This is a genomic window from Demequina sp. NBRC 110056, from assembly GCF_002090155.1.
Taxonomy (GTDB): Bacteria; Actinomycetota; Actinomycetes; order Actinomycetales; family Demequinaceae; genus Demequina.
Genome location: NZ_BBRM01000005.1, coordinates 276,162 through 289,616 on the forward strand (window position 1 = coordinate 276,162; position 13,455 = coordinate 289,616).

General features: G+C 71.3%; 15 protein-coding genes. 5 read left to right on the forward strand and 10 right to left on the reverse strand.

What is annotated here, in order from left to right:
• Positions 1-273 precede the first annotated feature (273 nt).
• Positions 274-1,068 (forward strand): endonuclease domain-containing protein, encoded by a 795-nt coding sequence (locus B7K25_RS09395; protein WP_159450173.1) that lies wholly within the window; start codon positions 274-276, stop codon positions 1,066-1,068.
• 73 nt (positions 1,069-1,141) lie between these two features.
• Here B7K25_RS09395 and thrB read toward each other — a convergent pair whose 3' ends face one another.
• The 3 genes from thrB to B7K25_RS09410 are packed head-to-tail and all read right to left on the reverse strand — an operon-like array spanning position 1,142 to position 4,422.
• Positions 1,142-2,068 (reverse strand): homoserine kinase, encoded by a 927-nt coding sequence (thrB, locus tag B7K25_RS09400; protein WP_084105720.1) that lies wholly within the window; start codon positions 2,066-2,068, stop codon positions 1,142-1,144.
• 2 nt (positions 2,069-2,070) lie between these two features.
• Positions 2,071-3,129: a threonine synthase gene (gene thrC, locus B7K25_RS09405; protein WP_084105722.1), complete on the reverse strand. Its 1,059-nt coding sequence runs from the start codon at positions 3,127-3,129 to the stop codon at positions 2,071-2,073.
• A 3-nt stretch (positions 3,130-3,132) separates the two neighbouring features.
• Complete coding sequence (locus tag B7K25_RS09410; protein ID WP_234988159.1) at positions 3,133-4,422, reverse strand: homoserine dehydrogenase; 1,290 nt, start codon at positions 4,420-4,422, stop codon at positions 3,133-3,135.
• Positions 4,423-4,498: 76 nt separating this feature from the next.
• On the opposite strand from B7K25_RS09410, the gene B7K25_RS09415 reads away from it, so the two are divergent.
• Both B7K25_RS09415 and B7K25_RS09420 read left to right on the forward strand, forming a co-directional pair.
• The gene (locus tag B7K25_RS09415; protein ID WP_144018944.1) at positions 4,499-5,356 is read left to right on the forward strand and encodes a DUF817 domain-containing protein; all 858 of its coding nucleotides are present in this window, start codon (positions 4,499-4,501) and stop codon (positions 5,354-5,356) included.
• Positions 5,357-5,372: 16 nt separating this feature from the next.
• A complete protein-coding gene (locus B7K25_RS09420; RefSeq protein WP_084105724.1) occupies positions 5,373-5,945 on the forward strand; it encodes a hypothetical protein in 573 nt (190 codons plus the stop codon).
• A 13-nt stretch (positions 5,946-5,958) separates the two neighbouring features.
• Here B7K25_RS09420 and B7K25_RS13755 read toward each other — a convergent pair whose 3' ends face one another.
• The 3 genes from B7K25_RS13755 to B7K25_RS09430 form a co-directional block, all read right to left on the reverse strand.
• Positions 5,959-6,135, reverse strand: coding sequence for a hypothetical protein (locus tag B7K25_RS13755; RefSeq protein WP_159450174.1), 177 nt, complete (start codon positions 6,133-6,135; stop codon positions 5,959-5,961).
• Positions 6,136-6,313: 178 nt separating this feature from the next.
• Positions 6,314-6,538, reverse strand: a complete 225-nt coding sequence (locus B7K25_RS09425; RefSeq protein ID WP_084105726.1) for a hypothetical protein — start codon at positions 6,536-6,538, stop codon at positions 6,314-6,316.
• 136 nt (positions 6,539-6,674) lie between these two features.
• Positions 6,675-6,917 (reverse strand): hypothetical protein, encoded by a 243-nt coding sequence (locus tag B7K25_RS09430; RefSeq protein WP_084105728.1) that lies wholly within the window; start codon positions 6,915-6,917, stop codon positions 6,675-6,677.
• A gap of 185 nt (positions 6,918-7,102) precedes the next feature.
• On the opposite strand from B7K25_RS09430, the gene B7K25_RS09435 reads away from it, so the two are divergent.
• Positions 7,103-8,134 (forward strand): metalloregulator ArsR/SmtB family transcription factor, encoded by a 1,032-nt coding sequence (locus B7K25_RS09435; protein WP_084105730.1) that lies wholly within the window; start codon positions 7,103-7,105, stop codon positions 8,132-8,134.
• A gap of 14 nt (positions 8,135-8,148) precedes the next feature.
• Here B7K25_RS09435 and lysA read toward each other — a convergent pair whose 3' ends face one another.
• Genes lysA through B7K25_RS09450 form a run of 3 tightly spaced genes read right to left on the reverse strand, consistent with a single transcriptional unit; the run spans position 8,149 to position 11,585 of the window.
• The gene (gene lysA / locus B7K25_RS09440; protein ID WP_234988160.1) at positions 8,149-9,486 is read right to left on the reverse strand and encodes a diaminopimelate decarboxylase; all 1,338 of its coding nucleotides are present in this window, start codon (positions 9,484-9,486) and stop codon (positions 8,149-8,151) included.
• Between the two features lie 2 nt (positions 9,487-9,488).
• A complete protein-coding gene (argS, locus tag B7K25_RS09445) occupies positions 9,489-11,165 on the reverse strand; it encodes an arginine--tRNA ligase (protein ID WP_084105734.1) in 1,677 nt (558 codons plus the stop codon).
• Positions 11,166-11,213: 48 nt separating this feature from the next.
• A complete protein-coding gene (locus tag B7K25_RS09450) occupies positions 11,214-11,585 on the reverse strand; it encodes an MmcQ/YjbR family DNA-binding protein (protein WP_084105736.1) in 372 nt (123 codons plus the stop codon).
• Between the two features lie 147 nt (positions 11,586-11,732).
• Between B7K25_RS09450 and B7K25_RS09455 the strand changes: the two genes are divergently transcribed.
• A complete protein-coding gene (locus B7K25_RS09455) occupies positions 11,733-12,695 on the forward strand; it encodes a serine hydrolase (protein ID WP_144018946.1) in 963 nt (320 codons plus the stop codon).
• Here B7K25_RS09455 and B7K25_RS09460 read toward each other — a convergent pair whose 3' ends face one another.
• Positions 12,696-13,451 (reverse strand): MBL fold metallo-hydrolase, encoded by a 756-nt coding sequence (locus B7K25_RS09460; protein ID WP_200807912.1) that lies wholly within the window; start codon positions 13,449-13,451, stop codon positions 12,696-12,698. It abuts the gene before it with no gap.
• Between the last annotated feature and the right edge of the window lie 4 nt (positions 13,452-13,455).

Genomic DNA, 13,455 nt, shown 5'->3' on the forward strand with positions numbered 1-13,455 from the left:
CATCGGCCCTCCACCAGCGAGTTCGTGTAGACGTCGCCCACTTGTGACCTGCCTGCGTCTGCTGTGTGTCCCAGAGGGTTCCACGGCTCTCCACAGATCGTCGTCGCCTCTGGCCAGCACCCGCTCCCACGGCATAGAAACGGGCACATGGACCCCACCGGGATCGTCCCCACCATGAGGCGCGACGCGCGGTCGTTTCGCGTGGACGAGATCTACCGCCGGTGGTCACGTGGCGCCCTCAGGGCCGCAGTCCGCGCCGGCGACGTCGCGACCGTGCTGCCCGGCTTCTATTGCGCGGCGGAGCACATCGATTCGTTCGCAGTCCGCGCGCACGCAGCCGTCGCGTGGGCGCATCCTGAGGCTGCGCTCATCGGCGCGAGCGCCGTCGCGAAGTGGGGATTGGGCGAGCCTGCCGAGTCGGTCTGCGTCGCCGTTCCTTGGGGTACCCAACGCGTGTGCCCGCCGTGGCTGCGGCTGCGGCGGATCGAGCGCGTGCCTCGCTCGGTGTTCATCGACGATGTCCGCACGGTCGACGCACCGTGGGCCATCGCGACGGCGTACGGAGACCTTGCGGCCGATGCGCGTGACGCGCCGGTCTACCGAGCCGTGCAGACCCGACTCGTCGCGCCCGACGAACTCCTGGCTCCGGCCCAGACCTTGGCGCGCATGCGGCACCGCAGGAGCTACCTGCGACTGGTGGCGGCGGTCCGGGCCGGGTCCGAGTCCCACCTTGAAACGCTCGGGCTCAGGGACGTCTTCACCGGAACCGGCTTCGATGCGTTCATCCGGCAGCACTGCCTGAGGCTCGACGGGCAGCGGTTCCGGCTCGACATGTACCATCCCACGACCCGCACCGCGGTCGAGCTCGACGGAAGGACGCATGCGGACCCGCGTCAGCGAGAGCGCGATATCGCACGCGACGCGATCCTTCTCGCCCACGGGATAGCCACCGTGAGGTTCTCCTATCGCGACATCACCGAACGCCGTCGATGGTGTCGGGACGTCGTGCGGCGCGTGCTCGCCACGCGCTCGAACCCTGCGTTACACGCAGCGAGCAACGCAGCGTGAGAACTGGGCGCCATCTACACGAACCCAGCGGGAGGGGTTCGCGAGGCGCTCGAGGGCAGGGCGGTACGCGGGCTCAGACGCGCGTGGAGGTGGCGCCGGGGACGCGTTCGACGGTGTGGACGCAGCGCCACGACTCGCCTCCGATCCCCTCGGCCCAGTGCACCGCCCCAGTTCCCAGTCCGTGCGACGCAAGGTCGGTCCCCAGCACGAGCACCGACGGGCCGGCTCCGGACACGACGGCGCCGAGCCCTTGCGCGCGCAAGTGCGCGATCATCGCGGGCGCGGCCACCATCACCTCGGCTCGATACCCCTGGTGGAGCCGGTCCTCGGTCGCGGCGAACAGGTCCTCGGGACGGCCCGCGAGGGCGTTCACCAGGAGCGCGGCGCGCCCAGCGTTGAAGGCGGCGTCCTTGTGCGGCACCAGCGCCGGCAGGACGGACCTCGCCTGCTGGGTGGGCAGCACCGAGCGCGGGATGAGCACGGCCGTCTCGATCTCGGCGGCCACCTGCAGCGGCACGGCGTGAGCCCCGGAGCCGTCCGTCCACGCGGCGGTCGCGCCGCCGTAGATCGCGGGGGCGGCGTTGTCGGGGTGGCCCTCGAACCGGGTGGCGATGTCCAGCGCCACCTCGGCGGACAGCGCCTCGGGCTCGGCGATCAGTCCCCGCGCGGCAGAGATGCCCGCGACCACGGCCGCGGCCGACGACCCCAGTCCGCGGCCGTGCGGGATGCGGTTCACGGCGCGGATCGCCAGTCCCACCTGGGAGGCGCCCACGTGGTCGAGCGCCTCGCGCAGCGCGCGGACGACGAGGTGGGTCTCGTCGCGCGGCAGGGTGTCGGCACCCTCGCCCTCGATCTCCATCGTCACGGACGACGTCGCGACGGCGCGCACCTCGATCTCGTCCGAGACGCCCAACGCCATGCCGAGCGCGTCGAAGCCGGGGCCGAGGTTGCCGGCGGTCGCCGGGACCGAGACGCGGACGGCGTCGGCCGCAAGTCGCATGGCTACAGCCCCAGCACCTTCGCCGCCGCGGCGACGTCGACGGGGATCACGGTGGGCTCGACCTCGTGGCCGGACAGCGCGGTCGCGGTGTCCTTGAGTCCGTTGCCGGTGACGGTGCACGTGATGGTCGCGCCCTCAGGAACCTCGCCGAGCGCGGCGGCTGCGAGCAGGCCCGCGATGGGCGCAGCGGAGGCCGGCTCCACGAACACCCCGACGTCCGCCGCGAGGCGCGCCTGGGCGCTGAGGATCTGCACGTCGGACACGGCGCGGATCCAGCCGCCGGACTCGTCGCGCGCGGCGACGGCGAGGTCCCACGACGCGGGCTTGCCGATGCGGATGGCGGTGGCGACGGTCTCGGGGTCCTTGATGGGGTGCCCCGCGACGAACGGCGCGGCGCCGGCGGCCTGGACGCCCCAGATCCTGGGCGCGCGCGTGGCATCACCGGCGGCGAGAGCCTCCTGGAAGCCCATCCAGTACGCGGAGATGTTGCCGGCGTTGCCCACGGGAAGCATGTGGATGTCGGGCGCGTCGCCCAGCTGGTCGACGATCTCGAAGGCAGCCGTCTTCTGGCCCTGCAGGCGGTACGGGTTGACCGAGTTCACGAGAGCGACCGGGTAGTCCTCGGACAGCGAGCGGACGATGTCGAGGCACTCGTCGAAGTTGCCGTCCACCTGGACCAGGCGGGCGCCGTGGACGATCGCCTGCGCCATCTTGCCGGCGGCGATCTTGCCCTGCGGGATCATGACGACGCACTGCAGCCCGGCGTGGGCGGCGTAGGCCGCCGCCGAGGCGGAGGTGTTGCCGGTCGACGCGCACACGACCGTGTGGTCGCCGTCCTTGACCACCTGCGTGATCGCGGACGTCATGCCACGGTCCTTGAAGGACCCCGTCGGGTTCATGCCCTCGACCTTGACGTAGACGTTCGCGCCCACCTCGCGCGAGATGCCGGGCGCATGCACGAGCGGCGTGCCGCCCTCGCCCAGCGAGATGATGCGGTCCTCCTCCGAGAACGGCATCCGGTCCAGGTACTCGCGGATGATCCCGCGCCACACGTGCGCCACGCCTTACGCCTCTCCCTCGATCCGCAGCACGGACCACACATCGTTGACAGCATCGGTCTCGCGCAGCTCCTGCACGGTGGCGCGCAGCGCCGCCTCGGTCGCGCGATGGGTCGACAGGATCAGGCCCGCGTGTCCGCGTCCGGCCATCTGGCGGACGGACTCGATGCCCACCTCGTGCGTCGCGAAGATCGACGCCACCGCGGCGAGGACACCGGGGCGGTCGGGGACGGACATGCGCACCGCGTAGCGCGTCATGGCGGCGTCCATCGGCAGCACCTCGTGGCGCGCATAGTTGGACTCGAGCGGGCCCTTGCCACCGTTGGCCTTGTGCCGGGCCACGGAGACCACGTCGCCCAGGACGGCCGATGCGGTGGGGGCGCCGCCGGCGCCCTGGCCGTAGAACATGAGCTCGCCGGCGGCCTCGGCCTCGACGAAGACGGCGTTGAACGCGCCCCGCACGCCCGCGAGGGGGTGGTCGGCAGAGATCAAGGTGGGGTGCACGCGCACGGTGACACCCGCATCGGCCTGCTCGGCGACGGCGAGCAGCTTGATGACCCGTCCCGTCTCCTTGGCCGCGGCGATGTCATCCGGCGTGATCGCCGTGATGCCCTCGCAGTACACGTCGTCCAGCGAGACCCGCTGGTGGAACGCGAGCGAGGCCAGGATCGCGGCCTTCGCGGCAGCGTCGTGACCGCCCACGTCCGCGGTCGGGTCCGCCTCGGCGTACCCGAGGCGCTGAGCCTCGGCGACGACGTCCTCGTAGGACAGGCCCTTGGTGGTCATCTCGTCGAGCACGTAGTTGGTCGTGCCGTTGACGATGCCGAGGATGCGGGTCACCCGGTCGCCCGCGAGCGACTCGCGCACCGGCCGCACCAGCGGGATCGCGCCGGCGACGGCGGCCTCGTAGTAGAGGTCCGCGCCGGCGGCATCGGCCGCCTCGTAGAGCTCGGCCCCGTGGGTCGCGAGCAGCGCCTTGTTGGCGGTGACGACGGCGGCGCCCTGCGCCAGCGCTCGCAGGATCAGCGAGCGCGCCGGCTCGACGCCTCCCATGAGCTCGACGACCACATCGGCGCTGTCGACCAGCGCCTCGGCATCCGAGGTGAGGGCCTCCACGGGCACCACGGCGTCGCGCGGCACCGTGGTGTCGCGCACGTACACGCCGGCGAGCGTGACGGGCGCGCCCACACGGGCGGCGAGGTCGTCGGCCTGCTCGAGGAGCAGCCGCACCACCTGGGTGCCGACGGTCCCGCAGCCGAGCACGGCGATCTTCACGGAGTCGGTGGGGTCAGACACGGCCCCAACTCTATCGGAGGGCCACGCAGGCCCGGACGTCCCCACCAGAGCCGCCGCGATGGGTGAGGATGGCCCCATGACCGCCCCCACGACCACCGGCCTCGGTGCTCGCATCGGCGGCGGCGCGCGGCTGCTGTGGATCTTCGGCATCACCCAGCTGAAGTGCCTCGCGTTCGCGATCGCGCTGTTCGTGGCGATGGCCGTCACCGACGTCGTCGACACCCCCATCGGCCGCTACGACCTGCTGCTGATCGCGGGCCTGACCATCACCGCCGTCCTGTGGTGGACCGGGTACGAGACGGCCCGCGAGGTGGGCGTCATCGCCGCGTTCCACCTCCTGGGCCTGACGCTCGAGATCTTCAAGGTCGCGCAGGGCTCGTGGACGTACCCCGACGATGGGATCACGATGGTCGCCGGCGTCCCGCTGTACTCGGGTTTCATGTACGCGGCGGTGGGCTCGTACCTGTGCCAGGCGTGGCGGCGCTTCGACCTGCGCATCACCCGGTACCGCACCGTGCCCATGGCGATCCTCGCCGTCGCGGCCTACCTCAACTTCTTCACCCACCACTGGATCTGGGACCTCCGGTGGGCGATCGCCGCGGCCTTCGTCGCAGCGATGTGGGGCACGTTCGTCCACTACTCCGTCGCCGAGCGCCGCCTGCGTATGCCGCTCGCCGTCGCGTTCGTGCTCATCGGGTTCTTCCTCTGGGCAGCGGAGAACGTGGGCACGTTCCTCGGCGCGTGGCAGTACCCCGACCAGGCGGACCTGTGGCGGGCCGTCCACGTGGGCAAGCTGGGGTCGTGGGCGCTGCTGGTGACGCTGAGCTTCGTGATCATCGCGACGCTCAAGCAGTACGAGGGCACCTTCTACGGCCACCCGGGCGACCGCCCGTCCGTGGGCGCAGGAGACGACCCCGAGGCGCAGCCCTCCTGACGTAGGCTCGCGAGCCATGAGCGAGCACAGCGAGAACACCCGTCCCGCCCGCGTCACCATGGTCTGCACCGGCAACATCTGCCGCTCCCCCGCCATGCACTACCTCGCACAGCGCGAGTGGGGCGACGCCGCGGAGGTCACGAGCGCTGGCATCTACGCCGAGATCGGCTTGGACGCCACGCGCGAGATGCGTCAGACCGCCGCGCGTCACGGGCTCACTTTCCCGCGCCACCGGCCGACGCAGCTCGACCGCGCCATCCTGTCGCGCGCCGACCTCGTGCTCGTCGCCACGCAGCAGCACGCGCGCTGGATCGAGCGCGAGTGGGGCGGCGTCGCGCCGCACGCCTTCGGCATCAAGGAGGCGGCCGAGCTCGCCCAGAGGGCCGATGCGCCCGCCGGGGACACGCCGTCCGCTCGCCTCGCGGCGGCGGCCGCCGCGCTGCACGCAGCACGGCTGGAGGACCCCGCGCCAGTGCGCAGCCTCGACGACCCCTGGGCTCGCGACCAGGCGACCTACGACCGCGTGATGGACGAGATCGTCGAGGACATCGCGGTGCTCACCGCGTGGGCGGACCTGGCGCCTCGCTAAGAACTGCGGCCCGCTAGAAGCCGGGTCCGTTCCCGTCCATCGCGGGCGGGAACGTGTGGCTCATGGGAAGACGGGACACGCGGTCGACGGCGCTGCGCGGCTCGTCGGCCTCGTCGTCCTCGGATGCGATCGCCGGGAGCTGGAAGTCCTCGGCGATCTCGGCCAGGTCGGGCTTGTCGTCGTCGGTCATGGTCAGCAACTCCCACTGCTCCGGCGGCGTCGTCGCCGCCTGTCGACCCTGTGTCGTCCTCGGCCCAGTGTGCGCTCCCAAGCCAGCGCGCGCATCGTCCCTCCGAAGGACTTTCGTGCGGACACGACAACGGCGGCCCGGGTGCTGAGGGGGTGACCCGGACCGCCGTTGCGCTGGCCTACAAGCCGGGAGTGCGAGGCTGCCCCGTGTAGCCGATGGTCTCGGCCGGGGTCACCTCGTCATCCGACGAGGCCTCCCTCCCCTGCGCGTCCTCGCGGGTGCTGTGCTCACCCTCGGACTCGGGGATGTCATCGAAGGGGGTGTGGCCCTTCGTCTTGCGCTCCTGCTCCACCTCGTCCGCGAGGTGCTGCAGGGCCTCGGTGCCTTCGTGATCGAATGCCATGACGGTCTCCTTCCGTCCACCGGGAACGCCTCTCGGCGAGCCGAGCGGTCGACGGGGTCGTCGTCCGCATGCCTACGTCAACGTCCGCACCTCTCTCAGATACTTCACAGGTCTGAGGGCCGCGTGGTCCGAGCCATCAGGGCCGGGCGGCCCCACCGGTCGCCTCCGTGGCGATGAACGAGCCTGGTGGCACCTCTCCCGCCGGGTCGTCCTCGTGGTCCTCGCGGGTCTCGCCGTCGTCCTCGGGGGTGTCGTCGTCAGGGACGCTCATCTTCCGCCCGGCCTGCTCGCGCTCGGCCTCGACGTCGTCGGCGATCGCCTGCAGGGTCTCGGTGCCCTCGCGGATCTCCTGCTGGGTCTGGTCGTCGGGGTTCGGCATGGCCCTCTCCCTTCGTCTCGGATCCATGTCTGGGACGGCTCTTTGCCGTCACTTGGGGCAACCGAGAGGTGACGGCGGTTGTTCCGCAGTTGGCCCGATCGGCCGATGCGCTGGGGGCTTGCGCTTTGATTCGAGATTCGTCAAAATAGATGAAGATCGAAACAAGCCGCACGAAGGAGCCCTCGATGTCCACCACGCACCCCGACCGCGAGACCTGCATCTCGAGCATCGAGGCCCACACCATCGACCCCGCCCTGGCCGACTCCGCGGCCGCCGTCCTCAAGGCTGTCGCCGATCCCCTGCGGCTGCGTATGCTGGCGCTGACAGCGTCAGCCCCTGGCGGCGAGGCGTGCGTGTGCGACCTCAGCGAGCTCGCCGACGTCTCCGGCCCCACCGTGTCCCACCACCTCAAGACGCTCAAGGACGCCGGCGTCGTGACGTCGGCCCGTCGCGGCACGTGGGTCTACTACCGCGTCGCCGAGGACTTCGTGCCGACAGTCCGCGCGCTCATGGAGACCCTCGTCCCCGCGGTCTCGCACCGCGGTGCCGCGACCGAGGACGATGCCCGGGGCGTGCCCGAGCTCGAGAACGTGGACCGCGCCCTCGCCAAGGTCGAGAAGGACCTCATCGGGCGCTTCCCCGAGCTCGACCGGGGCACCGTGGAGCGGGTGGTGCGCGAGTCGCACGCCGCCCTGTCGCGGCGCGCCGCGATCAAGCAGCACCTCGTGCCGCTCACCCGCCACTTCGCACGCCAGCGCCTGGCCGACCTGCGCAAGGTCGCCTCTCCCGACGTCGAGCACGCACCCCAAGTGCTGTTCGTCTGCGTGCAGAACGCCGGCCGGTCGCAGCTCGCCGCTGCGCTGCTGCACCGGTACGCGGGAGATCTCGTCACCGTCCGCTCCGCCGGATCGATGCCGGCGGCTTCGGTGCACGCCGCCGTCCGTCCGCACCTCGACGCGATCGGAGCGGCCGATGCGGCCTTCCCCAAGCCGCTCACGGACGACGCGGTGCGCGCATCGGACGTCGTCATCACCATGGGCTGTGGCGACGTCTGCCCCATCTACCCCGGCACGCGGTACGAGGACTGGCAGGTGGGCGACCCGGCGGTCGCCTCGGCGGCGGGGGTCGAGGCCATCGTCGACGACATCGACGCGCGCGTGCGGGGGCTCCTCGGCGAGCTCCTGCCGGACCTGGAGCTGCCCGCGACACGCCGCTGAGGGCCGATGCGCGCTCAGCTGGGAGCGACGTCCCAGCTGAGGAGGTCGTCGAGAGTCTCGCGCCGGATCAGCACCTGCGCGGCACCGTCGCGGACGGCGACCACCGGCGGGCGCAGCACCGCGTTGTAGTTCGAGGCCATCGAGCGTCCGTAGGCGCCCGTCGCCGCGACGGCGAGCAGGTCGCCGCGCGCGGTGTCCGCCGGCAGCTCGACGTCACGCACGACGATGTCGCCGGACTCGCAGTGCTTGCCGACCACGCGCGACAGCGCCGGGGCCGCCTGGGACTGGCGACCCGCGAGCTCGGCCGAGTACTCCGCGCCGTACATGATGGTGCGGGGGTTGTCGCTCATGCCGCCGTCGACGGCGACGTACTGCCGCTCCCCGCCATCCTCGAGCGACACGTGCTTCACCACTCCCACCGTGTACAGCGTGATGCCGGCGGGACCGGCGATCGAGCGGCCCGGCTCGATCGAGAGCGCGGGCCACGACCCGCCTGCAGTCGCGAGGGCCGCCGCGACCGCATCGGCGATCTCCTGGGCGGCGACCGCCGGATCGAGCGCCTCGGCGTCGGCCGTGTAGGCGATGGCGTACCCGCCGCCGAGATCCACCTCAGGGACCTCGACGCCCGTCTCCGCGGCGAACGCCGCGCGCAGGCCGAGCATGCGCTCCGCTGACTCCCGGAAGGCGTCGATCGACAGGATCTGGCTCCCGATGTGCGTGTGGATGCCGCGGAGCTCGAGCCCGGGGGCCGCGTGGACGGCGCGCAGCGCGTCGAGCGCGGCGCCGGACGCTAGCGACAGACCGAACTTCTGGTCCTCGTGACTGGTCGCGATGTACTCATGGCCGCCTGCGTGCACGCCAGTCGTGACCCGCACCAGCACGGGAGCCACGCGGCCGAGCGAGACGGCGAGCGTCGAGAGGACCTCGATCTCCGTCGTCGAGTCGACAACGATGTGCCCGACGCCCACCTCGAGGGCGCGGGTGAGCTCGGCGTCGGACTTGTTGTTGCCGTGCAAGGTGATCCGATGGGCCGGCATCCCGCCGCGCAGCGCGAGCTCGAGCTCGCCTCCGCTCGCCACGTCGATGCCGAGGCCGTCCTCCTCCATCCAACCGGCGATGCGGGACGCGAGCAGCGCCTTGGACGCGTAATAGACGTCACACGTCGCGCCGTGCGCTGCGAAGGCATCCGCGAAGTGGGTGGCGAACGCGCGCGCCCGCGAGCGCAGGTCCTCCTCGTCGACGACGAACAGCGGCGTGCCGAACTCGGCCGCGAGCGCGCGGACGTCGAGGCCGCCCACCGTCATCGCGCCCTCGTCGCCGCGCGTGTGAGTGACGGGCCAGACCGCTCCCACGACTACATCCGCTCCGGTGCCGAGACGCCGAGCAGGCCGAGGCCGTTCGCGAGCACCTGGCGCGCGGCGTCGTTTAGCCACAGGCGGGTGCGATGGAGGTCGGTGACCTCCTCCTCCCCCTGAGGGGTGACGCGGGTGCGGTCGTACCAGCCGTGGTAGACCGAAGCGAGCTCCTCGAGGTAACGAGCGATGCGGTGCTGCTCGCGGAACTCGACAGCCTGGGTGACGACGCGCGGGAACTCGCCGAGGACGCCGAGGAGCTTGGACTCCCACTCGTGCTCGAGCAGCGCGGCGTCGAATCCGTCCTCGCGTCGGATACCGTACTCGGCGGCGTTGCGCGCGACCGAGGTCGAGCGCGCGTGCGCGTATTGGACGTAGAAGACGGGGTTGGCGTTGGTCTTCGATGCGAGCAGGTCCAGGTCGATGTCGATGGACTGATCGGCGCTGGAGCGCGCGAGCGAATAGCGCGCGGCGTCCACGCCCACCGCGTCGACGAGGTCCTCCATCGTCACGACCGTGCCAGCACGCTTGGACATGCGCACCGGCTGGCCGTCCTTCACGAGGTTGACCATCTGGCCGATGATGACCTCGATGATCTCGGGCGAGTGGCCCAGCGCGGCGGCCGCAGCCTTGAGGCGCGCGATGTAGCCGTGGTGGTCGGCCCCGAGCAAGTAGATGCACAGGTCGGCCCCGCGCTCGTACTTGTCGCGGATGTACGCGATGTCTCCCGCGATGTACGCGGCGTTGCCGTCCGACTTGATGACCACGCGGTCCTTCTCGTCACCGTGATCGGTGCTGCGCAGCCACCAGGCACCCTCGGACTCGTAGAGAGCACCGGACGCCTTGAGCTCGTCGAGAGCGCGGCCCACCTTGCCGGACTCGTGCAGCGAGTCCTCGTGGAAGTACACGTCGAAGTCGACGCCAAAGTCGTGGAGCGACTGCTTGATCTCGCCGAACATGAGCTTCACACCGCGCTCGCGGAAGAACTCGAGGCCCTCCTCGCGCGGCCGCTCCATGGGGTTCTTGTCCCCTGCGGCCATCGCCTCGATCATGACCTCGTCGGCGACGTCCTGGATGTACTGGCCGCCGTAGCCGTTCTCCGGGGCGTCCTCGCCCGCGACGACGGCGTAGAGCGACGCGGCGAAGTTGTCGATCTGGCTGCCGTGGTCGTTGAAGTAGTACTCACGGATCACGCGCGCGCCGTGGAACTCGAGCAGCCGCGCGAGCGAGTCACCGACCGCGGCCCACCGAGTGCCGCCGAGGTGGATGGGGCCGGTCGGGTTCGCCGAGACGAACTCGACGTTGACGGTCTTGCCCGTGAGCGACTCGCCGCGACCGTAGTCAGCGCCGAGCTCGAGGATCCCGCGCGCGAGCTCACCGGCAGCCGAGGCGGCGACGCGGATGTTGATGAAGCCCGGCCCCGCGACCTCCGCCGAGTCGATGCCGTCGATGCTCGCGAGACGCTCGACGAGGGTGTCCGCGAACTCACGAGGGTTCGTGCCGGCCTTCTTCGCCAGCTGCATCGCGATGTTGGTCGCCCAGTCTCCGTGCTCACGCTGACGGGGGCGCTCCACCCGCACCTCGTCGGGAACATCGAACGGCGACAGCTGGAAGTCGCTGTCGTCGATGCCCTGCAGGAGGGCGGCGCGAATCTGGGCAGAGAGCTCTTCGGGGGTCACCGGGAAAGTCTATCGGCGACGGCAGCGCCAGTGCGCGGGTCCGCCGGTTCAGCCCAACTCGGCCTGGACCCGCTTGGGCAGCGACGCCCGCACGATCGCATACGCGGTCTCGAGGCACTCGAGTTGTACGTCGCGCGGGCAGTCGCCATCCACAGCGATCGAGATCCAGAGCCGCTTGTTCGCGTAGTGCCCGGGAGTGACCGCGTCGTACTGCTCGCGTAGCGCGGCGTTCTCCTCGGGGTCGCCCTTGAGCGTCAGCCCCGACGAGCCGTCGGGCAGCAGCGCGAAGCGGCCGAAGTGCTTGCCGCCCACCTGGAACGTCTGCGCTCCCCAGTCGGGGTACGGCACGACCTCCGCGCCGGGCCAGCCGCTCACGGCATCGGCGATCCATCTGGGCAGGTCGGGCACGTCGTACGGCATGCGTCCACGCTAGGCGGGGGGTCTGACGCGCGCACACCGAGGGGCCGAGCCCTGGATACGATGCGAGCGCGACGAAGTACCCGCACGCGCCCGCCCGCGCCGCCGCAAGGCCGCCGCCCACCGCCACACGACACCCGAGGAGCCCGCATGCCGAACCTGGACGCCGCCACCCGATGGGTCGCCGCGCACGTCGACAGCGGACTGCTTCCCGGCGCCGTCCTGGGCGTCGCGAGCCGTGACGGCGTCATCGCGGTCGAGGCGTTCGGCGACGCCCGGGCCGAGGACCGCTACCCCATCTTCTCGATCACCAAGCCCCTGGTCGGCATGCTCGCGGCCCGGCACATCGATGCGGGCCGGCTCAGCCTCGACACTCCTCTGACGGACGCGGTCCCGGGCTTCGGCGCGGGCCGCGACGACGTGGTGCGCCTGCGCCATCTCGGGAGCCACTCGTCGGGGATCGTCGAGCCCGAGCTCGACGACGCGACTCCGCTCGACGAGGCCCTCCTCGTGCCGGGACGCACCTTCGAGGTCGGCACGGCCGTCCAGTACAGCTCTCTCGCGTTCCACGGCATCGCGCGCCTGGTCGAGCACGCCGGCGGCAGGCCCTGGGAGGACCAGCTCGAGACCATGCTCGACGGTGCCGGCGCGGCGGGTCTCACGATGGACGCCGGCCACACGTCGCATGTGCCCGTGATGAGCGACCAGGCGCGCATCGACTGGGAGCGCTTCTGCGCCATCCGCCACCCGGGTGCGGGTGCCAGCGCGGCGATGGAGGACATGCTCGCGATCGCGCGCTCGCTGCTCGCGGACGACGGACGGCTCCTGTCCCCCGGCGCGCTCGCCGTGATGCGCGAGCCCCTCAGCCTCGGGCTCCCGGACTTCGACCAGGAGGCCGAGCCTCGGCGCTCCGAGTGGGGGTTCACCTGGAACCTGCGCCGCTCCGTGCCCGGACTGGCCGCCTCGGACGGCTTCGGCCACGCGGGCTGGGACGGCACGGAGCTGTGGATGCACCCCGACCACGACGTCGCGTTCGTGCTGCTCACGAACGTGCTCGGCGCACAGGACCGCGGGCTCGACCCGATCACCCTCGCGAGCGCGCTGACGTCCTGATCAGACGAGCTCTCGGCGCTGTCCGCGCTCGATCATCGTGAGCCGGTCCGCCGCTCCGGCCTGGTCGAACCACGCGAGGAGGTCCTGTCGCGGCTGCGAGAAGTGCGCCCAGTCGTCGATGTGCACCGGCACGAGCGTGGCCTGCGGCCACAGAGCGCCGATGCGTGCGGTGCGTTCCGCGTCGACCGTCAAGAGCATCTCCCCCAGGCGCTCCACCTTGGCGCCTCCCGCGAAGACGATCGCCACAGCAACGTCGGGGAACCGCTCGGCGACCCTGGTGACCTTCTTGACCGACGAGTTGTCCCCCGAGATGTACACCGTGGGCCAGCCCTCGGCCTCGAGCACGAAGCCCGTGACCTGCCCCGTGATCTGCTTGATCACGGACGGCCCGTGGCGCGCGGGCACGGCGGTGATGGTGACAGGCGCGTCGCCGCCCGGGATGATCGCCTGATCCCACCTACGCATCCCCTGGGCGTGCTCGAGACGCTCCCCGCCTGTCGGGGTGGTGAGCACGTGGCGGACGTCGTCGAGCATCGCCCGGCCTGAGACGTCGAGGTTGTCCTCATGCTCATCGTGGCTGAGCAGCACGACGTCGACGGGTCCCACGTCCTCGCGCGAGAGAGCAGGGCCGTCGAGCTTGGTGAGGTTGCCGACGGGTCCCGGAGGATCGAACGTCGGGTCGGTCAGCAGACGCAGACCGGCATACTCGATCAGGACGGTGGGTCCCCCGACGAGGGTGACGGAGACGCGCGACATGGCG

Coding starts and splice junctions, on each gene's coding strand:
- B7K25_RS09450 (WP_084105736.1), bottom strand. CDS start 11,585: ATGCCGTACGACGTGCCCGACCTGCCCAGATGGATCGCCGATGCCGTG.
- B7K25_RS09455 (WP_144018946.1), top strand. CDS start 11,733: ATGCCGAACCTGGACGCCGCCACCCGATGGGTCGCCGCGCACGTCGAC.
- thrB (WP_084105720.1), bottom strand. CDS start 2,068: ATGCGACTTGCGGCCGACGCCGTCCGCGTCTCGGTCCCGGCGACCGCC.
- B7K25_RS09425 (WP_084105726.1), bottom strand. CDS start 6,538: ATGGCATTCGATCACGAAGGCACCGAGGCCCTGCAGCACCTCGCGGAC.
- B7K25_RS09460 (WP_200807912.1), bottom strand. CDS start 13,451: ATGTCGCGCGTCTCCGTCACCCTCGTCGGGGGACCCACCGTCCTGATC.
- B7K25_RS09435 (WP_084105730.1), top strand. CDS start 7,103: ATGTCCACCACGCACCCCGACCGCGAGACCTGCATCTCGAGCATCGAG.
- B7K25_RS09430 (WP_084105728.1), bottom strand. CDS start 6,917: ATGCCGAACCCCGACGACCAGACCCAGCAGGAGATCCGCGAGGGCACC.
- B7K25_RS13755 (WP_159450174.1), bottom strand. CDS start 6,135: ATGACCGACGACGACAAGCCCGACCTGGCCGAGATCGCCGAGGACTTC.
- B7K25_RS09415 (WP_144018944.1), top strand. CDS start 4,499: ATGACCGCCCCCACGACCACCGGCCTCGGTGCTCGCATCGGCGGCGGC.
- B7K25_RS09420 (WP_084105724.1), top strand. CDS start 5,373: ATGAGCGAGCACAGCGAGAACACCCGTCCCGCCCGCGTCACCATGGTC.